We start from the raw sequence: 24,932 nt of genomic DNA, 5'->3' as shown, positions 1-24,932 counted from the left end.
ACGTATAAAATATCTATTATCGGGTTTTTACGTCTTATTTGCAACTAAAGTTATTAATACCCGGGCAATATGATATATAAGTTTCTAAATTATATAATAAAAAAAAGTTATCCCCGATTTTTATTAATTTTCGCAATTAAAATATTACTACTGATAAATGAAAAAAATAGCTTTTTTTTTACTGACCATACTTTTTACAGTTAAGATTTTTGCACAAGCCGAACCACCAAAATATATGGTTACTGCAATCCAGTTTAAAAAGTTTTACAATGCTAATAGCCCCGACAGTATTTCGAAAGACTTTAGTCCCGAAATGATGGCAACCTTACCGGCGGATAAATTCAAAACTACCACAACACAGTTGAGGGGGCAGCTTGGGCAATTGTTAAAAACCGAGTTCCTGAAATACAATAATCCACTGGCTGTTTATAAAGCTACTTTTCAAAATGGTACATTTTTACTTAATATATCATTAAATAATAAAGACCAAATAATTGGATTGGTATTAACCCCCTACCAGGAGTCTGCTAAAATTGATGCTGGGATCGATCCTTCTATAACAGAATCGCCAATATTGTTAAAAACATTATCGGGTACAATTTCTGGCACTTTGGCCGTACCAAAAGATGCCAAAGATAAATTTCCGGTTGTGTTAATAATTGCGGGCTCGGGCCCTGTTGACCGTAATGGTAATAGTGTCAAACTTAACCTGGCTACAAATGATTATAAATTGATGGCCGAGGCTTTAGGCAAAAGTGGCATCGCATCTTTACGTTATGATAAACGCATGGTTGGCGAAAGCCCCGGCTCTGGTAAAGAAAGCGAACTACGTTTTGATGATTACGTGGATGACGCCATTGGCCTGATCAATTTATTGAAAGATGATGCCAGGTTTTCTAAAATAATTGTAATGGGCCACAGCGAGGGTTCGCTGGTTGGAATGTTGGCTGCCAGGGCTACTGAAACAAGTGTTAATGCTTTCATTTCACTTGCAGGTGCCGGCCGGCCGGCCGAAGAGGTATTAACCGAACAAATGAAATCGCAGCCACAATACCTTGCTGATGGTTTTAAAAAAATCATGGATTCGTTACGCCATGGTAAGGTCCAAAAAAGTGTCGACCCTTCACTATATTTTATAATCAGGCCAAGTATACAAATGTATGTAATGAGCTGGTGCAGGTTCGATCCGCAGAAAGAGATAAAAAAATTAAAAATCCCAACATTGATTGTACAAGGCACTACCGATTTGCAGGTAACGCTTGAAGACGCTGATAAACTAAAAAAGGGAAAATCAACATCTATACTAACCATTATACATGGTATGAACCATGTACTTAAAGATGCTCCGGCCGATAAGACACAGAACCTGGCTACTTATAACCAGCCCGATCTGCCCTTGAAACCTGAATTGGTGACAAGTGTGATTGATTTTGTGAAGGGGGTGAAGTAAGCAGCCCCCTCTAATAATTACCCTGCAATCTTCTTATCACAATTATCTCGCTGATATGATAAGCGTTATGATCTGCAATTTGCAGGGCTTCATGTAAAATGGTTTGCCCGCTGCCATGAGGAAGCTTTTTGTAGATATCTTCGTTTTTTACCAGTTCAATAAATTCTTTAAGATCGTTATCTATTTGCCTTAAAGAGTTTTCCCAGACTGCATCGTCGGCCGGTAAACTTTCATTTGGCCAGTAATCATCCGGCCATTTTGGCGATTTATGGTTGGCATTCAAACAAAATTGTAGCATATCCCATTGGGCAATACGTATATGCTCTACCAATTGCCATATACTATAAGGTAGTTTATCTGGTGCAGCTCCGCGCGCTTCGGCAGGAAGACCTTTCAGTGCACCCTTTAAACCAATATGCGCGCTACCGCCTTGCAGTAGTTTTACTACTTCATCAATAATAATAGATTCATGCTCGCTGTTCATAACAGGTACTTGTTTTTAATTGATAATAGCTTTTTTGGGTTAAATGTTCTAAGTTTATGCAACAAAAAAATATCTATAATGGTCAGGAAAATATTGCTTCTACTTCTGGTATGTGCTACCTTTTTTATAGGATGTAAAAAAGATGCCGGTAGCGGCCCGTCAGGCAGAAAAGGCGACGAGGCGTTTACTGCTTATGAAGAACATTTTCTGGATGCTTTATGGAAACTTAACCCCGATTGGGCAACCGGCGAAGGCTATCATAAATATGATAGCTTATTGGTTATCCCTAACGATAAAAGCCGGGATGCGATGCTTAATTTTATTAAACTACAAACTGATTCTTTGTCGCGTTTTGAGGTGAATGATCTGTCGGAACTGAATAAAATAGATTATCGCCTGATGCAAAATCATTTAGATTATACGAGTTGGCAGATTATGATACTCAAAGCATACGAGTGGGCCCCCACCCGCTATAATGTTGTAGGCACGTTTGCACAAATATTAAATAAGCCTTATGCGCCTTTAGCTAAGCGTTTGCGTAATTTCTATGAAAAAATGGCAGACCTGCCTACTTATTATAAAGAGGCCGAAAAGCAAATTAAGAACCCGGTACCCGAGTTAACCGACCAAGCCATTGAGCAGCAAACGGGTGGCATTAATGTAATGGAAAAAGACTTTTTAGACTCGCTAAAGAAAACCAACATCCCTAATGGCGAGCAGAAAAAAATGACGGAGCGGGCTAAAATATCCGCAGAAAGTATTAGAGCCTACATTGCCTGGTTAAAAAACATGAAGAACGACCATGCCCGCAGTTTCAGGCTGGGTAAGGAATTGTATGATGATAAGTTTAAATACGAAACACAATCTGCCTACGGCGCGCAGCAGTTGTTTAACATGGCGGGCGAAAGGAAAAAACAGGTACACCGCGAAATGACCAAAATAAGCCGACAGCTTTGGCCAAAATATTTCGGAAAGAAAACCATGCCTGCTGATTCGCTTGAAATGATAAGCCGGGTATTGGATACCCTCTCGGGCAAGCACACCACGCCTGGCGGATTTCAGTTGGCCATTGAAAACCAGCTCCCTAAATTAATAGCATTTGTAAAAGCCAAAGACCTGGTTACAGTTGACCCTACCAAACCATTACAGGTAAGTAAACTGCCGGCTTATTCTGGCAGCGCGGCATTTGCCTCTATGAGTTCGCCGGGAGCTTATGATAAAGAAGGAAAATCTTACTTTAATATAAGTAATCTTTCTGCCTTGCCGGCAGATAAAGCCGAAAGTTACCTGCGCGAATACAATCAATATATTTTACAAATACTATGTATACATGAAGCCATACCCGGGCATTATGTACAGCAAGTATATGCTAATAAGGCTCCAAGCAAAATTAAAGCCATTTTTGGCAATACGGCTATGATTGAAGGCTGGGCTGTTTACAGCGAACAAATGATGCTGGACAATGGTTATGATGATTCGCCCGAAATGAAGCTGATGTGGTACAAGTGGCACTTGCGGTCTGTTTGCAATAGTATTTTAGATTATGCTGTGCATTGTTTGAGCATGACCAAAGAACAAGCTATGACGTTTCTTATCAAAGAAGCTTTTCAACAGCAGGCAGAAGCCGAAGGTAAGTGGAAACGGGTAAGTGTTACCAGCGTACAATTAGATAGTTATTACGATGGTTATAAAGAGATCATCGATTTACGTGAAGCCTATAAAACCAAAATGGGCGACAAATATAAACTGAAAGACTTTAACGAAAAATTTCTGAGCTATGGCAGCGCTCCAGTTAAGTTTATAAGAACTGCTATGTTAGGGAACAAATAGTATAGTGAGTTGTTTCTATATCATCTTGAACGATGGTATATTTAATTTAAAACATCATGGCGATTAATAACACCAACTGGCCCGAACTAATTTTCGATCAACTAAAAGACACAGTTGCTACGGTACAACTTTGGACGCAAATAGTTGGAAAAATACGGTTAAAAAAAACGCCGTGGCTCAATCACTCATGGCACGTTACCTTGTATGTTTATCCGCGTGGCTTAACTACCCATAGTATTCCTAACGGGGATGGCAGCTTCCAGATAGATTTTGATTTTATAGCGCATGAGTTGATAGTTACCTGCAGTTCGGGCGAAAGCCAAAAAATAGAACTATACCCGCGCACTGTAGCGAGCTTTTACAAGGAGCTTTTTGAAAAGCTGAAAATATTGGGTATTGACGTTACCATTTATGCCAAACCAAATGAAATTGACCCGGCTATACCTTTTGAACAGGACGAAGTACATCGATCATACGATAAAGAACAGATAAACAAGTTTTTTAAAGCTTTATTAACCATTAACACAATTTTCACCGGGTTCCGCTCAAAATTTAGCGGCAAGTGCAGCCCGGTTCACTTTTTTTGGGGAGCGTTTGATCTGGCTGTTACCCGTTTTTCGGGCAGGCGGGCGCCATTGCACCCCGGAGGTGTACCCAATATGCCCGACCGCGTAACGCAGGAAGCTTACTCGCATGAAGTAAGCAGCTGCGGCTTTTGGCCCGGCAATGAGCAATTTCCACACCCCGCTTTTTACGCCTACTGTTACCCTACCCCGGCTGCATTTAGCGAGCAGCCTGTTAAACCAACCCAGGCATTTTATAGTACGGAAATGGGCGAGTTCTTTTTAAAATATGATGATGTGCGATTGGCCGCTGATCCTGAAAAAACGTTGCTTGAATTTTTAGAAACTACCTATATAGCCGCGGCGAATACCGGCAATTGGGACAGAAATGCTTTAGAGTGTGATCTATCGTGGTTGGAGGGATAAAGCAATAACCTATACCAGTTAAATGCTATTACTGTACTGTACACCTTGGTACATTAAAAATTGCAATTGGCTAAAAATAAACGTATTAAATAATTCCAAATAAACTAACTATTAAATTAACGCGAGTTCAGGATAAGAAACGCTCTATGTCATTTCGATACGAGGTACGAGTGAGAAATCTTATACACTATACGATATTGCCATGCAAAAGCGTATAAGATTTCTCGCTCGCCCCAACACACCCCCTCGGCTCTATCGAAATGATATTTTTTTTGATTTATACTATTTATTTAGACTTGTATACCCCTTCATTTAGTTTTTGTACTTTTATGAAGCTACCTAACCAAAATGATAAAACGTAAAAGCGGAGAATTTTTAGAATTTATAAAATCTGAACAAGCCAGCGGGGTAATATTAATTATATGTGTAATTATTTCTTTAATCATTGCCAATTCATCAGTTAGTCAGGATTTCACAAAGCTGTTATCATTTAAATTTGGTTATGAATCTCCCCTAATTCAATTAAAATATTCTTTATTAAACTGGATCAATGATGGCTTAATGGCTGTTTTCTTTTTCCTGATAGGTTTGGAAATTAAAAATGAGATCATCGGCGGGCACTTATCTAACTTTAAAATCGCCGCGGTACCCATATTTGCCGCTATAGGCGGGGCCATGGTGCCGGCGTTAATATTTTTCGCATTCAATTATGGTACTAATACCGGCGCAGGCTGGGCAATACCAATGGCTACTGATATTGCATTTGCATTAGGCGTTTTGGCCCTGTTAGGCAAACTTGTACCACCCGCTCTTAAGGTTTTATTATCAACCCTGGCCGTTGTTGATGATTTACTAGCTATAATAATCATCGCTGTATTTTATTCAACCACGTTGCACTGGCTTTACTTGTTGGTAGGCCTGAGTATATTTTTACTTTTATTATTGATGAATAAATTGGGCTTAAAGCATTTGGTCTTTTATATTATCCCGGGGATAGCATTATGGTATTTTATACACCACTCGGGTATACATGCCACTATTGCAGGCGTATTAACAGCATTTACTATACCTGTAAGTTCTAAAAAGGGCCCCGTATTAGAAAAACTGGCACACCAATTAACTACGCCGGTTAACTTTTTTATAATGCCGCTTTTCGCGCTCGCCAATACAAATATTCATTTTGAAGTTAATATGGTTAATGGCGTTATAAGTGTATTAGGTTTGGGGATTATTTTAGGGTTGCTGATTGGTAAGCCGGTTGGGGTAATGCTTTTTGCCTGGCTTTCGGTTAAATTTAAAATAGGGTCATTACCTGAATTAATAACCTGGCAACATATTACGGGCATGGGTTTATTGGCCGGTATAGGCTTTACCATGTCTATATTTATCTCTTTGTTATCCTTTGGTAACTCAATTTATAACATTGAGGCAAAGTTTGCTATTTTGATAGCTTCTGTTATTGCAGGCATAGCCGGGTTTATTTACTTAAAAAATGTGCTGGTCACAAACAACAAATCCCGCCATTAAGCGGGATCTGTAATATATTAGATAAGACTTATGAAGTTTATAAAACTAAGTCTATTATTTTTCAACCCCAAAGATTAGCCGGATACGTTCCGTTTGCTACCAGTTCAGAAATTGATTTTTGCACAATAGGCTTATCCTCTTTATAAGTAACGCCAAACCATTTTGACGCGGTAGGTATCACCTTAAATGATGCCAGCCCGCTTTTTATCAAGTTATCAGCTACTAATGGGATAAAAAATTCTGCTTTAGGGTTATGCTCGTTGGCTTCAACAAAGTCTCTGAACATTTGCTCGCTTTGCTTAAATACAGCCGGCGTAAATCCCCAAAAGTTCATAGATACACGGGTATCATTTGGCAGGGGGTGTTCGCCTGTGGCATCTTTATAGGCAACTTTTCCGCCATCGGTAAAGTAAACCTCAGTACGTTCATTTACTTCTGTCATGTTACCATTGGCATCAACCTCGCATACACCGCGCGATACCGAACCATAATCAGACAAAGTTTTATCTATCTGGTAGCCTACCAATGAATATTGTGTATCAGATGCTTCGGTAGTTAAAAACTTAACCATTTTTTCAAAGGCATCATAACCATAATAATCATCAGCATTGATAACACAAAAAGGCTCATGTACCTGGTTACGGGCAGCCAACACAGCATGTGCGGTTCCCCATGGTTTAGCGCGCTCAATAGTTTTATCTATCCCGAAAGGTTTCAGGTCAAAGCTTTGAAAAACATAATCAGTTTCAATCTTACCCTTTAATTTAGGTTCGAATATGGCTTTAAAGGAGTCTACAAATTCTTCGCGTATAATGAAGCTTATTTTTCCAAATCCTGCCTTAATGGCATCATGGATAGAATAATCTATAATGGTTTCTCCGTTGGGTCCAAATCCGTCAATCTGCTTCATGCTTCCGTAACGGCTGGCCATACCGGCGGCCAGTATTAATAGTGTTGGTTTCATAGTTTAATTAAAGAGGTGTTAAATAATTTTGTCAATATCCGGGGGATTATAACCCACGGATATTTCAACATCATTTTTCAAGAAAATGTTTATTTAATATACCTGAAATCTTGTCCTGATTTGATATTTAGCAATACTTCATAAATCAGCCTGATCACATTATCAGCATCTTCCTTATGTACCATTTCAACAGTAGTGTGCATATAGCGCAAACATAAAGAGATCAATGCAGAAGGCACACCATCATTAGAGTAAGCAAAAGCATCAGTATCAGTACCTGTTGAACGTGATGAAGCCTGGCGCTGGAAAGGAATACCCTCTTTTTCGGCAGTATCTATTAATAGCTTATTCAGGTTATTTTGTACCGCAGGCGCGTATGATACAACCGGACCGCGACCACAAGCCAGGTCACCCTGTGTTATCTTACTTATCATTGGCGTTTGTGTATCATGCGTAACATCAGTAACAATAGCTACGTTTGGTTTAATACGATGTGCTATCATTTCGGCACCGCGCAAACCAATTTCTTCCTGTACAGCATTTACTATGTATAAGCCAAAAGGCAATTTCTTTTTATTTTCTTTTAACAGACGGGCAACTTCGGCAATCATAAAGCCGCCTACACGGTTATCTAACGCCCGGCCAACGTAGTAGCGGTCGTTAAGCAACATAAACTCATCCTCATAAGTAATAACGCAACCTACGTGAATACCCAGTTTTTCAACTTCGTCTTTTGTGGTGCAGCCGCAGTCTAAAAAAATGTTTTTAAGTGATGGTGCTTCTTCTTTTTCGCCGCCCAGGCGGGTATGTATAGCCGGCCAGCCAAATACAGCTTTAACAACCCCTTTATCCGTATGGATATTAACCCTTTTTGAAGGAGCTATCTGGTGATCTGAACCGCCGTTACGGATAACATATATTAAACCATCGCTGGTAATATAATTTACAAACCATGAAATTTCATCGGCATGCGCCTCTATAACTACCTTATATTCTGCCTTGGGATTAATAATTGCTACTGCTGTACCATAATTATCAACATAATGATCATCAACGTAGGGCTTAATATAATCCAGCCATAACTGCTGACCCTTCCACTCAAAACCGGTAGGCGAGGCGTTATTGATATATTTTTCAAGAAAAGACAGGGAAGCATCGGTTACTATAGCAACGTGTTCTTTTTTATCTGATTTTTTTTTAGACATAGCTTTATGTTTTCAGCCGTTTTTATTAGCTATCGCAAATATAGCAATTGAGGTAAAAGGTTAAAGGATAAAGGCAAAAGCTTTTTTTAGTGTAGTATAATGTTTTAGCTTTAAGCTTTGCCTTTCAGCTTAAATGATTTTTTCCATAACCTCATAATTTATGTCATTTTGTGTATACCTGGTACCTGTTTGTACAAAACCGTATCGCGAATAAAATCCCATTGCCGTTACACGGGAGTTGCACCATATCCGTTTAGCGCCTTCGGCGATGGCAAAGTCCATGATATATTTTAACAACGTTTTGCCGATACCCATATTTTGTACCGACGCATCCACCGCGAACTTTCTAAACTGGAAATTGGTTCCATTTTGAAACAGGGAAACTACACCCACCAAATTATCACCCATAAACGCGCCGAAATGATAGCCGAGGTTATCTTCCTCCATTTCCATCTCGTACAACTTTTTGTGGGGATACATTACCCCCTGCCGCAAGCGCCAGGTTAGTTCGGGGCGGATTTGTTCTATGATGATCATGAGGTAAAAGAATATATGTAAAAGGTTTTACAAACCATGCAAAGCACAGGGCCGTGCGATTCCCTCCCTCGGGAGGGGCAGGGAGGGGTTTCGTTAACTATCCAATAAACTCGCATCAATTCCTTAGGGCAATTTTATAGAAGGATTACTTTTTATAATGTCAACAAGTATACCTTCAATACCCGCAGAACATTCATCATATCATTTTTAACTTCCGATTCTGAAAACCTAATAAACCTTACCCCTAATTCTTCCAATTTCCTTTGCCGGATCTCATCTTTTGCAAATGTCTCTTCATTATTATGAGACATTCCATCTATTTCTATAGCTAGAAATAACTCTTTACAATAAAAATCGACTATGTAATTGTCGATACAGCGTTGCCTGTCAAAATCAAACCCAAAAAGTTTATTTTCTTTTAGTTCGTTCCAAAGCAAAACCTCGCCATAGGTCATGTCTTTTCTAAGCTTGTTAGCGAGACGTTTTAGATTAGAGTTATATGGAATTATCCTGACCATTTTTCTTTATCGCTTTATTAAACCCCTCCCTTCCCCTCCCAAGGGAGGGAATCGCACAGGGCCTAGCTTTTTACCTTTATCCCTTTAACCTTACAACGGTATATTACCATGCTTTTTCCTCGGATTATTAACCACCTTGTTCTCCAGCATTTTAAATGCGCGGATCAGTTTTAGCCGGGTTTCTGCGGGGGCTATAACCTCATCAATAAAGCCACGCTCGGCAGCGCGGTAGGGGTTGGCGAAGGTATCAGAATATAGTTGTTCCTTTTCTTTCCATTTGGCTTCTTTATCTTCTGCCGAGGTGATTTCGCGCTTAAAAATAATTTCGGCAGCGCCTTTGGCACCCATTACCGCAATTTCGGCAGATGGCCATGCAAAGTTCATATCGGCACCAATGTGTTTGGAATTCATTACATCGTAAGCGCCGCCATAAGCCTTACGGGTAATAACCGTAATACGTGGAACGGTAGCTTCGCAAAATGCATAAAGTAACTTAGCTCCATTGGTAATAATAGCATTCCATTCCTGGTCTGTACCCGGTAAAAAGCCCGGCACGTCTTCCAATACTAATAGCGGAATATTAAAGCTATCGCAAAAACGTACAAAGCGCGCGCCTTTGGTAGATGAATTAATATCCAACACTCCTGCCAAAAAAGCAGGCTGATTAGCTATAATACCAATGCTGCACCCGGCTAATCTTGCAAAGCCTACAACAATATTTTCGGCAAAGTCTTTATGCACCTCTAAGAACGAATCGGCGTCAATTAAATGATTAATAACCTCACGCACATCATAGGGTTGTGATGTTGCTTGTGGTAATATAGTATTCAGTTCGGGGCGCAATTCGTTTTGCGGCTCGTAGGGTAATGCCGGCGCTTTGTCTTCGCAGTTTTGCGGCATATAGCTTAAAAGGTTTTTAACATTTTTGATGGCTTCTATCTCATTCGCACAGGCAAAATGCGTAACGCCCGATTTACTGGCATGCGTGTTTGCCCCTCCCAGTTCTTCAGAAGTAACTACCTCATGCGTAACGGTCTTTACCACATTGGGCCCGGTTACAAACATGTACGAGGTATGCTCAACCATCAAAATAAAATCTGTAATAGCCGGCGAATACACTGCACCACCCGCGCACGGCCCCATAATGGCCGATATTTGCGGCACCACGCCTGATGCCATGGTATTGCGGTAAAAAATGTCGGCATAGCCGCCTAATGATACTACACCCTCCTGTATACGCGCACCGCCCGAATCATTCAAACCAACAACCGGGGCGCCATTTTTAATAGCCAGCTCCATTATCTTACATATTTTTTCGGCATGAGTTTCAGAAAGCGAACCGCCGAAGACCGTAAAATCCTGCGAGAAAACATAAATCAATCTGCCGTTCACAGTTCCGTAACCGGTTATAACACCATCGCCGGGGTACTTCTCCTTCTCCATACCGAAATCTGTAGACCGATGTGTAACCAGCATACCAATTTCCTGGAAAGAACCTTCGTCCATTAAAAAATGTAACCTTTCGCGTGCGGTAAGCTTACCTTTTTTATGCTGGCTTTCAATACGTGCCTCGCCGCCGCCGGCCAGGGCCTGTTCGCGTTTATGTTTTAATTGCTTTATTTTATTATCCACAATATAGGTTTGTAAAATGTAACGTGATAAAAATAGCAATTAAAATATTAGCCTTTTACTTTCCTATGGCGTTTATTGGCAATATTTCTTCTACATTTGCATTAGTGCATACCAAGGAAATTAGAAAATATATAAGCCTGTTATTTATGTTCGTCTTTTTTGCAAAGATGTCCGTATCGGTTATTCCTGTATTTTCATTTCTTGATGCCCGCATCGCCTCCAAAGTAATTTTGCAATTGGAACAGGAAACCAAATCAGAAAAAAACGATCCTGAAAAAGATGCTTTTAAAGACAAAAAAGTGTTTGATGAACATCTGTTTGCATTTTTTCATTACGATCCTTTTTTGGTTGAAACCAATTACCTGCATAATTTAGAACATGCACTGTTGGTTCAGCTTTATCATCCTGTGGTACCCACGCCCCCTCCAAACGTTTAAATGAATATCCGGGCCTTGATCCGGACTAAATTTCAATTCATTTAAATTTTAATTCAAACTATTCTATATGCATTTAAAGCAAGATGGGACAGCTATGGGCAGTCTTAATCTCAAAAAATATTTTTTGCCAAAAAATCTTAAAAAAGATCTTCCTTCAAGTATTGTTGTTTTTTTAGTTGCGCTACCGCTGTGCCTGGGCATAGCTTTGGCCTCGGGCGCACCGCTGTTCTCAGGTTTATTAACCGGAATTATTGGCGGTGTAGTGGTTGGTATGCTAAGTGGATCGCAGTTAAGCGTTGCCGGACCGGCAGCCGGGTTAACCGTAATTGTTTTAAACGCAATTACGGGGCTCGGCTCGTTCGAATTATTTTTATTGAGCGTAGTATTAGCCGGTGTTATGCAAATAGCACTGGGCATTATTAAAGCCGGAACTATAGGTAACTATTTTCCATCGGCAGTAATAGAAGGGATGCTTGCCGCTATCGGTATAATTCTTATTATGAAACAGTTTCCGCATGCTGTTGGCTATGACGCTAATTTTGAAGGCGATGAAGGTTTTAGCCAAATAGACAAGCATAATACGTTCTCGGGAGTTTTGGGGGGATTAGCTAAAATAAACTATGGCGCCGTTATTATCAGTTCCATATCACTTTTATTAATGATTTATTGGCCCAGGTTTAAAAAGCTGGCTATGGTGCCCGCGCCATTATTGGTTGTACTTTCCGGAGTAGCTTTAAGCTTTTTATTTACTGATACCGATTTTGCGTTAAAAGGGAAACAACTGGTAAACATACCCGTAGTTGGCAATGTCACCGAGTTTTTTGGCCTGTTTAAAACGGCCGATTTTTCGGCAATTGGCAATAAGGATGTTTGGATAACCGCCTTTACCCTAGCAGTAGTAGCCAGTTTAGAAACCTTGTTAAGCCTGGAAGCTGCTGATAAGATAGACCCCATAAAAAGGATATCGCCTACCAATCGAGAACTGGTTGCACAGGGTGCAGGCAATATAATAAGTGGCTTGCTTGGCGGGCTACCCATGACGGCGGTAATAGTCCGTTCATCAGCAAATGTTAACGCTGGTGCACGTACAAAAATGAGCGCTATTATTCATGGTGTATTACTGTTATTGTCGCTGTTGCTTATTCCGGGACTTATAAATTATATACCGCTGTCATGCCTGGCTGCTATCCTGTTGGTTACCGGCTACAAGCTGGCTCGCGTAAGCTTGTTTAAACACATGTGGCATAAGGGGCTGTCTCAATTTATTCCTTTTGTGGTAACAATTACTGCAGTGGTATTAACAGACTTGTTAATTGGTGTAGGCATAGGTATGCTGGTAGGTATATTTTATATACTGCGTACCAACATGCGTAACCCTTATTTTTATCATATTGAGGATAGCGAGAACAAAAAGATAATTCGTATAAAGCTTGCCGAAGAAGTTTCTTTTTTAAATAAAGCGGCTATCCAAATAACTCTCACCAGTTTACCTAAGGAAACAGAAGTAATAATTGATGGCTCTAATTCCAGGTATATAGATCCTGATGTGCTGGAGATCATCAACAACTATAAGCAAAACGCTTACACCAAAGGCATCATTGTAGAACTGGTTGCTATAAAAGACCATTACGATGTACCTAAACTTAAAGAATTAATTTACCACACTAATTAATACGATCATGAAAAACGAAATTCAAAAAAACGATATAATTACTCCGGTTACTAAAACCGACAAAGTACAACTTACACAAAAAGAAAGCTATAAAGCTTTATTATCCGGCAATCGTGAGTGGGTAAATGCAAGATTGAAGGATGACCCGGAATATTTTAAAAAATTATCAAAGGGCCAAAGTCCCGAGGTATTGTGGATTGGCTGCTCAGACAGCCGCGTACCTGCTAATGAGGTAACCAACACCAAACCGGGCGAAGTATTTGTACATCGTAACATAGCCAACGTGTGTGCACACTCAGATATGAACATGCTAAGTGTATTAGATTATGCGGTTAATGTATTAAAAGTTAAACACGTTATAGTTGCGGGCCATTATAATTGTGGCGGCGTAGCGGCGGCATTAAGCAACAAGCAATTTGGTTTAATTGATAATTGGTTAAGACATATTAAGGATGTATATCGCCTGCATAGTCATGAGCTTGACCGTATAACAGACCAGGAGCATAAAATTAACCGCTTGGTTGAGTTGAATGTTGTTGAGCAAGCCTACAATTTGTGTAAAACAACTATTATACAAAATGCCTGGAAAGAACGCGACGATCTGGAAGTACATGGCTGGGTAGTAGATATTAATACAGGATTGGTTAAAGATTTGAAGGTAACTAATAACGACTCGCAAAATTTAGGTTATGTATATGAATTAGAAATGGAGGCGGTGGCCGCCCATTAATTTAATAGCAACTTATAGCCAGTTTATTGTAATCCCGATTTCATATAAATGTAACCGGGATTTTTTTTACCGCATAACCATGAATATAATTTATATTTTTATGCCGTAATGTCTACAAAACTTAATCATATTCATGTGCGCTAAAAAAGACAATATAGATAATAGCTTATACGATGGTCTGCTGGAAGGGAACAAACAGTTTGTTAAAGACACATTAGCTCTTGATGCTGAATACTTTGTAAACCTTGCAAAAGGGCAAAAGCCACCCGTTTTATGGATAGGTTGTGCAGACAGCCGCGTACCCGCCAACCAGATAACCAATACCAAACCTGGTGAAATATTTGTGCACCGTAACATTGCCAATATGGTTATCCATACCGATATGAATATGCTTTCGGTGCTGGATTACGCGGTAAATGTGCTGGAAGTAAAACATGTAATAGTAACCGGCCATTACGGCTGCGGTGGTGTAATTGCCGCTATGTCTAACCAGGAATATGGTTTAATAGATAACTGGCTGCGCCACATTAAAGACGTATATCGCCTGCATGCAAGTGAGCTGGATATTATAGAAGATGATATAGAAAGATCAGACCGTTTGGTTGAATATAATGTTATTGAAAACGTACACAACCTTTGCAAAACATCCATAGTGCAAAATGCGTGGCTTAAGGGCCAATCGCTTGGTGTACATGGCTGGGTGTACAGCTTGAATACAGGTATAATAACCGATATGAAAGTTAGCGCTTATGATAACGCTAATATGGATAATGTGTTTAGGTTTAAGTAAGCCCTACCTCTCTAAAAAAAGGTGACGTAGTGTTTCACAAAATTAATGAAACACATGAAACACTATTTTAGGTTAACGTATTGATATATAGCATTTTGACAAAATAAGTGAAACACTTTGAAACAGTACAAAAGCTTTAGGTAAAACAGCATAAATATCTTATAATAAGACTTTTATGCTGTTTTATCGATTTTTGCAAATTTAGGGTGAAACACCTGATGTGAAACACTTTTTTTGCTGACCTTTAGGGGGTTTGGGGACTTAAAAACGGATATCTATAATCCTTCGGCGGATCAAAAGTTTCTTTAATAGTTCTTGGTGATACCCAGCGCAGCAGGTTGATCATTGACCCGGCTTTATCATTAGTGCCCGAGCCCCTGGCACCGCCAAATGGCTGCTGACCCACAACCGCGCCGGTTGGTTTATCATTTATATAAAAATTACCCGCCGCGTTGCGTAAATGGTGTGTGGCTTTAGCTATAGCATAGCGATCTTGTGATATGATACTGCCGGTTAGCGCGTAAATGGATGTTTTATCTACAACGTCTAATATCTCATCAAATTTATCGTCCTCATAAACATAAACCGTTAATACGGGGCCAAACAGCTCTGTACACATGGTTACATAAAACGGATCGTTTACTTTAATTACCGTAGGCTCAATAAACCAGCCATGGGTTTTATCATAATTACCACCGGCAACTATTTCAACACTATCATCAGCTTTGGCATTGTCAATATATTTTGCCAGTTTATCAAATGAGACCTCGCTGATAACCGCGTTAATAAAATTCTGAAAATCTTCTACCGGCCCCATTTTAAAGGTGGTCATTTCACGCTGCATAGTTTCTTTTACAGCGGGCCATAACGATGCCGGTATGTAGGCCCTCGAAGCTGCAGAACATTTTTGCCCCTGGTATTCAAACGCGCCACGCAAAAGTGCCGTACTCACTACATCGGCATCAGCGCTTGGGTGTGCCAATACAAAATCTTTACCACCGGTTTCGCCAACTATACGTGGGTAGGTTTTGTATTTGTGTATGTTGGTGCCAATGGTTTGCCAAATGTTTTGAAACACGGCGGTCGAGCCGGTAAAGTGTATGCCCGCAAAATCCGGGTGATTAAATATTACATCACCTGCAACAGGGCCATCAACGTAAATTAAATTAATAACACCCGGCGGCACTCCTGCCTCCAGGAAAACCTGCATCAATACGTTAGCCGCGTATATTTGGGTATAGGCTGGTTTCCAAACTACCACATTACCCATCATAGCTGCTGATGTTGGCAGGTTACCGGCAATAGCGGTAAAGTTAAATGGGGTTAACGCGAATATAAATCCTTCCAGCGGGCGCTGCTCTACACGGTTCCAAACTCCTTTGGACGATATGGGTGGCTGCTGCTGGTATATCTCGGTCATGTAATGCACATTAAAGCGCAAAAAGTCTATCAGCTCACAAGCTGCATCAATCTCGGCCTGGTAAGCATTTTTTGATTGACCTAACATGGTAGCCGCGTTTATTTTTGCGCGGTATGGGCCGGCAAGCAAATCGGCAGCCTTTAAAAATATAGCGGCGCGTTGCTCCCAGGCCAGGTTTTCCCAATCTGCTTTTGCAGCTAATGCGGCATCAATAGCTTGTTCTACCGTGCTTTTATCGCCTTCAAAAAAATTAGCCAGTAAATGTTTATGATCATGTGGCGGACGTATCTCCATCCTTTTGCCGGTATGTACCCGCTTAGCGCCAATGTACATCGGAATATCAATTTTATACGCGCGAGCTTCATCCAAAGCTACTTTAAGCGCTGCCCGTTCCAAACTGCGGGGGCCGTAATTTAATACAGGCTCGTTTTGCGGTATCGGAACATTAAAAAATCCTTTAAGCATAATGGTCAGTTAATGTTATGCCAAAGATACAGATAATGTGCAGATGTGCGGATATGCAAATGTGCAAATTACGGGTGGGTGACAGTGAGGCAGAAATATGGATAAGCTGAACTGTTTACTTAAAAATATAACGCAGCGCTACACCAACTGATTGAAACTTAGGATTAGTTTGCGAACCCATAGTAAGGCGCGGCGAATAATTAACCGCTGCCTCTATATTATGATTTAGTTGCACTCCGGCCTGGAAAGGGATATTAACAAGAAAAGGTGGATATTTAATACTGTAATCTGTTGCAGGAGTTAATGTATAAGGTGCAAACGAGGTTATAGTATAATAATCAGTCTCGTTGGTTTGATAAATAGAAAGATTAAAAGCCATGCCCGCACCTATAAATAATTTGAATGAATTTGAATTATAGATATTGTAAATAACCTGGGGTGTAAACGCCATAGAAAAAGCAGTATATCTGTAAGTGTTATTATCTATTGTATTAACACCGTTCGGACTATAAGAAAAGCTATAGCTCGGTTTTAAATAAGAAAAGGATAGTTCACCCCTTAATATGAACTTTTGTACATTAGGATCATGCATTAAACTAACACCCACACTAATTCTGGGAGAGATGTTAGTGCTCTTGATGTCGTTTATACGGCCCAGCACATTGTAAGCTTTTGAAAACACAGCAGCCACTGATGCTCCGGCATAAAACTGGTAAGTAGCCTCTGTATATTCTTTTTCAGGAACATCGTCATTAATTATATGTAAAGCGTCTTCCAGCGATGCTAATGTAAATTCAGTACTTTCAAGGGCCAGTAATTTCTTATTGTTACCCGTGTTATACTTGTAATAAACTTCTTTAAGCTGGCCGGTAAAGCCCGCGGCTGTTAACTCAACCGGCGAAGCATTTTTTTCTTTTAAAAAATAGCGGGTCTTTTTATCATCTTTATTAAAATATAAGGTAGCGTTGTTTCCTTTAAGCCTTTGCTCTAAAAACAGCTGCACCTCTTTATCATTATCACTTACGCGGCCCTCATAACTTATATAAGAATAAAAAGGAGCGATATAAAATGCTTTTATATCCGCTGGCGTGCATAAAATTGCTTCTTTAGTTTCTTTTGTTCTTTTAAATAGAATGGTTTGAAAGGTATACGCGGGGTTTTTATATTCGATAAATCCGCGTACAGTATCATTTGTTTTTTTGTCAACAATAAATCCGTTTTGGTAGTTTGATTGCGCGGCAGCATTAAAGGTTATAAATAGCAATGCTAGGTTCAGGAAGTATTTCACAGTATTGGCTAAAATTGGTTAGTGCTAATATAAGGTCTTTAATAACAAATAAATATTTTATACCAATCAATAACAAATATGATTATAATTATAGACGGCCTTAGCCAAAACCGGCACTTATATTTTGAAGCTATGCCTGCCTGCAATTTTAAAAGTGATTGCCTTGGGTGTTCCATTAGTGAGAGCATACCAACGTCACCGCCAAATTATTTGAAAAATCACTATTAGGCCCGTTATTATTCTTATCTTTTTCCAAACTAAAAAAACCTTATAGCTGTTAAACAGGCATGCAGGTAGAAATATTAGGAAATGCCGATACCATAACTGAGCAAAATGGCGCATTGGTTATTAAAACCCCTCAAGCCGAGGCGCGGGTTATGGTTTATAGCCCTACTATTATCCGGATTTGTATCAGCAAAAATTTTGATAAAACAGACAGCTCATTCGCGGTAATAGAAAAACCACTGGATAAATTTACTTATCAGAAATTAACGGATACCATCGAAGTATCTACATCGGCATTAAAGCTGGTCATCAATAAAGACCCGTTACGTTTTAATTTTTATACTGCGGATGGAAACCCTTTAAGTGGCGATGATGCGCGTTTTGGTACCATCTGGCAGGCAGAACGGGTAATAAACTACCGCAAATTATATGCGGATGAAAAGTTTATCGGCCTGGGCGAAAAGGCAGGCGATCTTAATCGCCGGGGCTGCAATTATGTAAACTGGAACACCGATGCCTCCATGCATACCATTACTACTGATCCTTTATATAAAACCTTTCCGTTTTTTATCGGCTTACATAGCGGCCTTACCTATGGTTTATTTTTTGATAATACCCATAAAAGTTATTTTGATTTTGGCGCTACTACCGATGAGCAAATGAGCTGGTTTGGTGCCGATGGCGGCGATATGAATTATTATTTTTTTGGCGCGCAAAACATAAGAAACATTTTAGAGGATTATACCTGGTTAACCGGGCGCATGGAAATGCCGCCGCTGTGGAGCCTGGGCTACCAGCAATGCCGCTGGAGCTATATGAGCGCTGATGAAGTATTAGCTATTGCCCTGAAATTCAGAGAGAAGAACATCCCTGCCGATGTTATTTATTGCGATATAGATTACATGGATGATTATAAAATATTCACATGGAACAAAGAAACCTTTCCTGATCCGAAAGGAATGATAGCCAAGCTGAAAGCAATAGATTTTCGCCTGGTTACTATTGTTGATCCGGGTATTAAGATTGATGAAGAATACCCGGAATATAATGAAGGCGTAGCCAATAACTACTTTGCCACCTACCCTAACGGCGAATTATTTACAGCCAGCGTTTGGCCGGGCCGCTGCCATTTTCCTGATTTTTTAAATGAAGAAGCGCGCGAATGGTGGGGAGCATCCTTTAAAGCGCTTACCGACCCGGGTGTTGAGGGTTTTTGGAACGATATGAATGAGCCTGCGGCCTGGGGGCAAAACATGCCGTGGCTTGTAAAATTTGGCGAGAAGTTTATGCCCGAAATACGAAATGTATATGGCATGCAAATGGCGCGAGCCACTTATAATGGCACTAAACGCATTTTAAACAATAAACGCCCATTTATACTCACCCGAGCCGCCTATGCCGGTACACAGCGCTATTCGGCCGTGTGGACGGGTGATAACGCTGCTACGGATGAGCACATGCTGTTTGGCCAGCGATTGGTTAATAGTTTGGGGCTGACAGGTATGTCATTAACAGGTGTGGATATTGGCGGCTTTATGGGCAACCCAACGCCACAGTTAATGGTACGATGGAACTCGTTGGGTGTATATACCCCAATGTTTCGTAATCATGCCGCAAAAGGCATGGTAATGCGTGAGCCGTGGCAATGGGGTGAGGAAAATGAACAGATCATTAAAAAAGATATTGAGCAGCGCTATAAGTTACTGCCTTATATCTATTCGGGCTTTTACCAGTCGGCACAAACCGGTTTGCCTTTAAGCCGCACCCTGGCTATTGACTATACTGCTGATGAAAATGTTTTTGATGTAAGCTATCAGAACCAGTTTTTATTTGGCGATTCGATATTAGTTGCGCCGGTTATAAGTACGGCAGAAACCGTTGATGTTTATTTACCTGCCGACGATTGGTATCGTTTAAGCAACGACGAAAAATATACAGGCAGCCAGGTTGTAAATGTGCAATGCCCGCTAACAGATTTACCTGTGTTTGTAAAGGCCGGGGCCATTATCCCCATGCAAAGCATCATACAAAGTACTAATGAGCATGGCGATGGCATTTTGTTTGTCCATATCTGGAAAGGCGATCAACCCAATGAATTTATTTATTATGAGGATGACGGCTTATCTTACGACTACCAGAAAGGGGCGTACTACAAACGCACTTTAGTTTTTGATCCGCAGAAAAAAAAGTTAATATTTTCTGCTGTTGAAGGGACTTATCCGTCTAAGTATTCAAAGATTCAGCTTGTTTGGCATGGGTTTGAAGAGGTTGGTAACATTGAGGTGGAGAATAATAGCCAACCATTCACAATTCCTTATTAACAATTGTTATTCTGAATTATCAATATAATTAAATTGTCATCTCGAACGATAGTGAGAGATCCATACACGCGCTAAGCAAACGGATTGAAATGTATAGATTTCTCGCTACCGCTCGAAATGACAATGCGTTTTATATAGTTTCCTTGAACCCAGGTGGGATATTCAGCAATGATGCATGGGGTGGATATAAAACATAAAAGCCCTGCTCTGGTAAATCAGAACAAGGCCTTTACTAAAATATATTAAGTTATTATTTGCTGTCGTCTTTTACTTCTTCAAAGTCAACGTCAGTTACGGTATCAGAGTGATCTTGCGGACCTGCTCCGGCACCTGCATCAGCACCCGGTTGTTGTCCGCCTTCTGCCGATGCTTTGTACATCTCTTCAGAAGCCGCTGTCCAGGCAGTGTTAAGCTCATTTTGAGCAACCTCTATATCAGCCAGGTTTTTAGAAGCATAAGCTGCTTTTAATTTTGTTAAACCTTCTTCAATAGGTGCTTTTTTATCTGCTGATATTTTATCACCATATTCTTTCAACTGTTTTTCGGTCGAGAAGATCAGGGCATCGGCGCTGTTCAGTTTTTCAACTTCTTCTTTTGCCGCTTTATCAGCATCCGCGTTAGCTTCAGCTTCGTCCTTCATTTTCTTGATCTCGGCATCAGTTAAACCAGATGACGCTTCAATACGGATTTTTTGCTCTTTACCTGTAGCTTTATCTTTAGCCGATACGTGTAATATACCGTTGGCATCAATATCAAAAGTTACTTCAACCTGTGGTACGCCACGCGGCGCAGGCGGCAATCCATCTAAGTGGAAACGGCCAATGGTACGGTTACCTTGTGCCATAGGGCGCTCGCCTTGTAAAATATGTATCTCAACTGATGGCTGGTTATCAGACGCGGTAGAGAATGTTTCTGATTTTTTAGTAGGGATAGTTGTGTTTGCTTCAATCAGCCTGGTCATTACACCACCCATAGTTTCAATACCTAATGATAATGGGGTAACATCTAACAACAACACATCCTTAACTTCGCCGGTTAATACACCACCTTGAATAGCTGCACCAATGGCAACCACTTCATCAGGGTTAACACCTTTTGACGGCGCTTTACCAAAGAATTTTTGTACTGCATCCTGTATAGCGGGGATACGTGTAGAACCACCCACCAAAATAACCTCGTCAATATCGCCAATGCTGTAACCTGCATTTTTCAAAGCAGTTTTACAAGGCTCAATAGTACGTTTGATCAAACTGTCGGCCAGCTGCTCAAATTTAGCACGGGTTAAAGTTTTAACTAAGTGCTTTGGTTGGCCATCAGCAGCAGTAATGTATGGTAAGTTAATTTCTGTTTGTGCCGAGCTTGATAATTCAATTTTAGCTTTCTCTGCAGATTCTTTTAAACGTTGCAAAGCCATTGGATCTTTACGCAGATCAACACCTTCGTCGCTTTTAAATTCGTCTGCCATCCAGTCAATAATTACCTGGTCAAAGTCATCACCACCCAGGTGTGTATCACCATCGGTTGATTTTACTTCGAACACGCCATCACCTAGTTCAAGGATAGAAACGTCATGCGTACCACCACCGCAATCAAATACGGCAATTTTCATGTCTTTGTGTGCTTTGTCCAAACCATAAGCAAGGGCCGCAGCAGTAGGCTCATTAATAATCCTGCGTACTTTTAAACCTGCAATTTCACCTGCTTCTTTAGTAGCCTGGCGCTGTGCATCATTAAAATAAGCCGGTACGGTAATAACCGCTTCGGTAACCTCATGACCCAAAAAGTCTTCGGCAGTTTTCTTCATTTTTTGAAGGACCATTGCCGAAATTTCTTGCGGGGTGTATTTACGGTCGCCTATCTCAACACGCGGAGTGTTGTTATCGCCTTTTACCACTTTATAAGGCACGCGGCCCGCTTCTTTAGTAACCTCGTTAAACTGGTTACCCATAAAGCGCTTGATAGATGAAATAGTTTTTGTAGGATTTGTAATAGCCTGACGCTTGGCAGGATCTCCTACTTTACGCTCGCCGTTGTCGATAAAAGCCACTACTGACGGCGTAGTACGTTTTCCCTCGCTGTTTGCTATAACTACAGGTTCGTTACCTTCCATTACAGCTACGCAGGAGTTTGTTGTTCCTAAGTCGATTCCAATTATTTTAGACATATGATTATAATTTCTTGATTGTTTATATTACCTGTTTAACAATGCTTGTGCCAATTTGGGTTTGGCAGAATTATTAGGTAAATGCTGTAAAATGTGGTAATAATTAGTCAGAATGCTGTCTGATTGTGGTGACAGGTTGGCAGAAAATTAGTGATTAGAGATTGGTTGATTAAAGATTAGTAATGGCTACTTGACCATTATTTCTTTACTTTCAATTGGGGGTTAAGAATGGCGATATATTCGTTAGCCAATACAGTGTCTTTGGCATATATATAGGGTTGTTTCTACAACAAGCCATGCCGCGCTTTATCATAATTTAGTTTGCACCATTATACGACGTCAATATCTATCGAACTATCGTATTAAATTCTTCAATGCTCAGTGTAATATCTTCCCTGATAATTTTTCTTAACAAACCTTTAGGTATATCATCATTACGATGAACGGGAACGGTAGTTACTCTTCCATCGGGATGTTTCATACGATGATGTGAACCTTTTACCCTTACAACTTCAAAACCTAGCTTTTCAAGCAACGCAACTAATTGCTTTCCACTGATGACAGGCAATTTATCGCTCATGCAGAAACTGGCAATGTAATTTCCATTTCACGCACTCCAATAAATTGATTAATATTTTCGGTAGACTGTTCTTCAACACACATTTCCACAACTTCTCTTAAGTCAAGCAGGGCTTCATCAATGGTCTTTCCGGCCGCATGACATCCTTTAAATATAGGGCATGAAACAATATATACACCATCTTCATCAATTTCAACAACTACCGGGAAATGATATGTTTTCATAGAATACTTTATAAACAAATTTAATATTAAATAAGCATATAACAAAAAACGCCCCACTCAAATGAGCAGGGCGTTTTTAATATGATAAAAAGAGAGGAATCTAATTATTCTCCTTTTTCTGCGTTTTCTTCGTCAGCAGCCGGTGCTTCAGGAGTTTCTTCTGCAACTGGTGCTTCTGCTACTGCAGCATCTTCAACAGGTGCTTCTGCAACCTCAAATTCATCAGCAGGTGTTACTTCTGCGCTTGCAGCTGGTGCTGCTGCTACAGGAGCGTCAGCTTTTGCTTTACCAGAACTACCACGACGACGTGTTGATTTCTTAGCAGCTTGTGCAGCATCTGTACCGTAAACTGTGTTATAATCTACTAACTCGATGATCGCCATTTCAGCATTATCGCCTAAACGATTTTGCAATTTAACGATACGGGTATAGCCACCCGGGCGGTTAGCAATTTTCTCAGCAATTTCGCGGAACAAAATAGTTGTCGCGTCTTTATCTTGCAAGTAGCTAAATACAGTACGACGTGAGTGTGTAGTATCGTCTTTACCTTTAGTAAGGATAGGTTCTACATAAACACGTAAAGCTTTTGCTTTAGCTAAAGTAGTAGTGATACGCTTGTGTAAAATAAGCGATGTAGCCATGTTACTCAGCATCGCTTTGCGATGACTGGTGGTGCGGCCTAAGTGGTTGTGTTTTTTACCGTGTCTCATTGTTTTGTGTGTTGTGGCACGTGCATACCGTTGGGCGGCTTTTCAGTCAAGCCCGCGGAATTATGCAAATACTCCGTTAATAAATTGTGTTTGGAGTTAGTGAGATCGCCTCACTATAACTACTCTTTTATAGATTCAAGAATTAAGAGCCAAGAATCAAGATGTCTTGTATCCTAATTCTTAACTTCTTGACTCTATTATTCTTCGTCTAACTTAAATTTCGACAGGTTCATACCAAAAGATAATCCTTTTGATTTAACCAGGTCCTGAATTTCAGTTAATGATTTTTTACCAAAGTTTCTGAATTTCAACATGTCAGCTACGTCGTAAGATACCAGATCAGCCAGGCTGCGGATATCAGCTGCTTTTAAGCAGTTTAATGCACGAACAGAAAGATCAAGATCAACTAATTCTGTTTTAAGGATCTTACGCATGTGTAAAATTTCCTCGTCAACTTCTTTAGTTTCTTCTTTAGCTTGCGCCTCTAACATCATGTTCTCGTCGCTAAACAACATAAAGTGCTGGATCAGTATCTTAGCAGCTTCTTTCAGCGCGTCTTCAGGATGAATAGAACCATCTGTAGCAATATCCAATACTAATTTCTCATAATCGGTTTTTTGCTCTACACGATAGTTTTCAATAGTGTATTTTACGTTTTTGATCGGGGTGTAAATAGAATCGATAGCTATTACACCAACATTCGCATCCGGATTTTTATTTTCTTCGCTTGCAACATAACCACGACCTTTATTGATCGTAAATTCAATTTC

The 24,932-nt window shown here is 40.2% G+C and carries 22 protein-coding genes; 9 read left to right on the top strand and 13 right to left on the bottom strand.

Annotation, left to right across the window (positions count from 1 at the left end; translation table 11 throughout):
* Window positions 1–157: 157 nt before the first annotated feature.
* Window positions 158–1,450 carry an alpha/beta hydrolase gene (locus JWP71_RS00110; protein ID WP_299495704.1) on the top strand — a complete coding sequence of 431 codons (1,293 nt, stop codon included), beginning with the start codon at window positions 158–160 and terminating at the stop codon, window positions 1,448–1,450.
* Window positions 1,451–1,460: 10 nt separating this feature from the next.
* Here JWP71_RS00110 and JWP71_RS00105 read toward each other — a convergent pair whose 3' ends face one another.
* On the bottom strand, window positions 1,461–1,934 hold the full coding sequence (locus JWP71_RS00105) for a DinB family protein (protein ID WP_299495703.1): 474 nt from the start codon (window positions 1,932–1,934) through the stop codon (window positions 1,461–1,463).
* Between the two features lie 78 nt (window positions 1,935–2,012).
* Here JWP71_RS00105 and JWP71_RS00100 point away from each other — a divergent pair, with 78 nt between their 5' ends.
* The 3 genes from JWP71_RS00100 to nhaA all read left to right on the top strand — a co-directional run bounded on the left by JWP71_RS00100 (window position 2,013) and on the right by nhaA (window position 6,280).
* Complete coding sequence (locus JWP71_RS00100; RefSeq protein WP_299495702.1) at window positions 2,013–3,764, top strand: DUF885 domain-containing protein; 1,752 nt, start codon at window positions 2,013–2,015, stop codon at window positions 3,762–3,764.
* 56 nt (window positions 3,765–3,820) lie between these two features.
* On the top strand, window positions 3,821–4,753 hold the full coding sequence (locus tag JWP71_RS00095) for a DUF5996 family protein (protein WP_299495701.1): 933 nt from the start codon (window positions 3,821–3,823) through the stop codon (window positions 4,751–4,753).
* A gap of 348 nt (window positions 4,754–5,101) precedes the next feature.
* Window positions 5,102–6,280 (top strand): Na+/H+ antiporter NhaA, encoded by a 1,179-nt coding sequence (gene nhaA, locus JWP71_RS00090; RefSeq protein WP_299495700.1) that lies wholly within the window; start codon window positions 5,102–5,104, stop codon window positions 6,278–6,280.
* Between the two features lie 61 nt (window positions 6,281–6,341).
* Here nhaA and JWP71_RS00085 read toward each other — a convergent pair whose 3' ends face one another.
* From JWP71_RS00085 to JWP71_RS00065, 5 genes are all read right to left on the bottom strand, one after another.
* Complete coding sequence (locus tag JWP71_RS00085; RefSeq protein ID WP_299495699.1) at window positions 6,342–7,244, bottom strand: sugar phosphate nucleotidyltransferase; 903 nt, start codon at window positions 7,242–7,244, stop codon at window positions 6,342–6,344.
* An 89-nt stretch (window positions 7,245–7,333) separates the two neighbouring features.
* Window positions 7,334–8,449, bottom strand: coding sequence for a M42 family metallopeptidase (locus tag JWP71_RS00080; protein ID WP_299495697.1), 1,116 nt, complete (start codon window positions 8,447–8,449; stop codon window positions 7,334–7,336).
* 129 nt (window positions 8,450–8,578) lie between these two features.
* On the bottom strand, window positions 8,579–8,986 hold the full coding sequence (locus tag JWP71_RS00075) for a GNAT family N-acetyltransferase (protein WP_299495695.1): 408 nt from the start codon (window positions 8,984–8,986) through the stop codon (window positions 8,579–8,581).
* Between the two features lie 152 nt (window positions 8,987–9,138).
* Entirely contained in the window at window positions 9,139–9,504 is a 366-nt protein-coding gene (locus JWP71_RS00070; RefSeq protein ID WP_299495694.1) for an endonuclease domain-containing protein, read from the bottom strand.
* Window positions 9,505–9,594: 90 nt separating this feature from the next.
* The gene (locus tag JWP71_RS00065) at window positions 9,595–11,124 is read right to left on the bottom strand and encodes an acyl-CoA carboxylase subunit beta (RefSeq protein ID WP_366143506.1); all 1,530 of its coding nucleotides are present in this window, start codon (window positions 11,122–11,124) and stop codon (window positions 9,595–9,597) included.
* Between the two features lie 35 nt (window positions 11,125–11,159).
* On the opposite strand from JWP71_RS00065, the gene JWP71_RS00060 reads away from it, so the two are divergent.
* The 4 genes from JWP71_RS00060 (at window position 11,160) to JWP71_RS00045 (ending at window position 14,765) form a co-directional block, all read left to right on the top strand.
* Entirely contained in the window at window positions 11,160–11,573 is a 414-nt protein-coding gene (locus JWP71_RS00060; RefSeq protein ID WP_299495692.1) for a hypothetical protein, read from the top strand.
* Window positions 11,574–11,640: 67 nt separating this feature from the next.
* On the top strand, window positions 11,641–13,245 hold the full coding sequence (locus JWP71_RS00055; RefSeq protein WP_299495690.1) for a SulP family inorganic anion transporter: 1,605 nt from the start codon (window positions 11,641–11,643) through the stop codon (window positions 13,243–13,245).
* Window positions 13,246–13,252: 7 nt separating this feature from the next.
* Window positions 13,253–13,975 (top strand): carbonate dehydratase, encoded by a 723-nt coding sequence (can, locus tag JWP71_RS00050; protein WP_299495688.1) that lies wholly within the window; start codon window positions 13,253–13,255, stop codon window positions 13,973–13,975.
* Between the two features lie 133 nt (window positions 13,976–14,108).
* Entirely contained in the window at window positions 14,109–14,765 is a 657-nt protein-coding gene (locus JWP71_RS00045) for a carbonic anhydrase (RefSeq protein WP_299495686.1), read from the top strand.
* A gap of 244 nt (window positions 14,766–15,009) precedes the next feature.
* Here the strand turns inward: JWP71_RS00045 and pruA are convergent, their stop codons facing one another.
* Together pruA and JWP71_RS00035 are read right to left on the bottom strand one after the other, a co-directional pair.
* Window positions 15,010–16,650 carry an L-glutamate gamma-semialdehyde dehydrogenase gene (pruA, locus tag JWP71_RS00040; RefSeq protein WP_299495684.1) on the bottom strand — a complete coding sequence of 547 codons (1,641 nt, stop codon included), beginning with the start codon at window positions 16,648–16,650 and terminating at the stop codon, window positions 15,010–15,012.
* 115 nt (window positions 16,651–16,765) lie between these two features.
* A complete protein-coding gene (locus JWP71_RS00035) occupies window positions 16,766–17,938 on the bottom strand; it encodes a hypothetical protein (RefSeq protein WP_299495682.1) in 1,173 nt (390 codons plus the stop codon).
* Window positions 17,939–18,225: 287 nt separating this feature from the next.
* Between JWP71_RS00035 and JWP71_RS00030 the strand changes: the two genes are divergently transcribed.
* A complete protein-coding gene (locus JWP71_RS00030) occupies window positions 18,226–20,484 on the top strand; it encodes a glycoside hydrolase family 31 protein (protein ID WP_299495681.1) in 2,259 nt (752 codons plus the stop codon).
* Between the two features lie 250 nt (window positions 20,485–20,734).
* Here the strand turns inward: JWP71_RS00030 and dnaK are convergent, their stop codons facing one another.
* From dnaK to JWP71_RS00005, 5 genes are all read right to left on the bottom strand, one after another.
* Window positions 20,735–22,648: a molecular chaperone DnaK gene (gene dnaK, locus JWP71_RS00025; RefSeq protein WP_299495679.1), complete on the bottom strand. Its 1,914-nt coding sequence runs from the start codon at window positions 22,646–22,648 to the stop codon at window positions 20,735–20,737.
* Window positions 22,649–22,994: 346 nt separating this feature from the next.
* Entirely contained in the window at window positions 22,995–23,228 is a 234-nt protein-coding gene (locus JWP71_RS00020) for a type II toxin-antitoxin system HicA family toxin (protein ID WP_299495677.1), read from the bottom strand.
* A complete protein-coding gene (locus tag JWP71_RS00015; protein WP_299495675.1) occupies window positions 23,225–23,452 on the bottom strand; it encodes a type II toxin-antitoxin system HicB family antitoxin in 228 nt (75 codons plus the stop codon). Before JWP71_RS00015 ends, JWP71_RS00020 begins: the two co-directional genes overlap by 4 nt.
* 104 nt (window positions 23,453–23,556) lie before the next feature.
* Window positions 23,557–24,162, bottom strand: a complete 606-nt coding sequence (gene rplQ, locus JWP71_RS00010) for a 50S ribosomal protein L17 (RefSeq protein ID WP_299495673.1) — start codon at window positions 24,160–24,162, stop codon at window positions 23,557–23,559.
* 197 nt (window positions 24,163–24,359) lie between these two features.
* On the bottom strand, window positions 24,360–24,932 hold a 573-nt coding region (locus JWP71_RS00005), incomplete at its 5' end, for a DNA-directed RNA polymerase subunit alpha C-terminal domain-containing protein (RefSeq protein ID WP_299495671.1).

It is taken from the genome of Mucilaginibacter sp., assembly GCF_028287845.1.
Classification (GTDB): Bacteria; Bacteroidota; Bacteroidia; order Sphingobacteriales; family Sphingobacteriaceae; genus Mucilaginibacter.
This window is presented reverse-complemented; position numbering and strand designations above follow the sequence as displayed.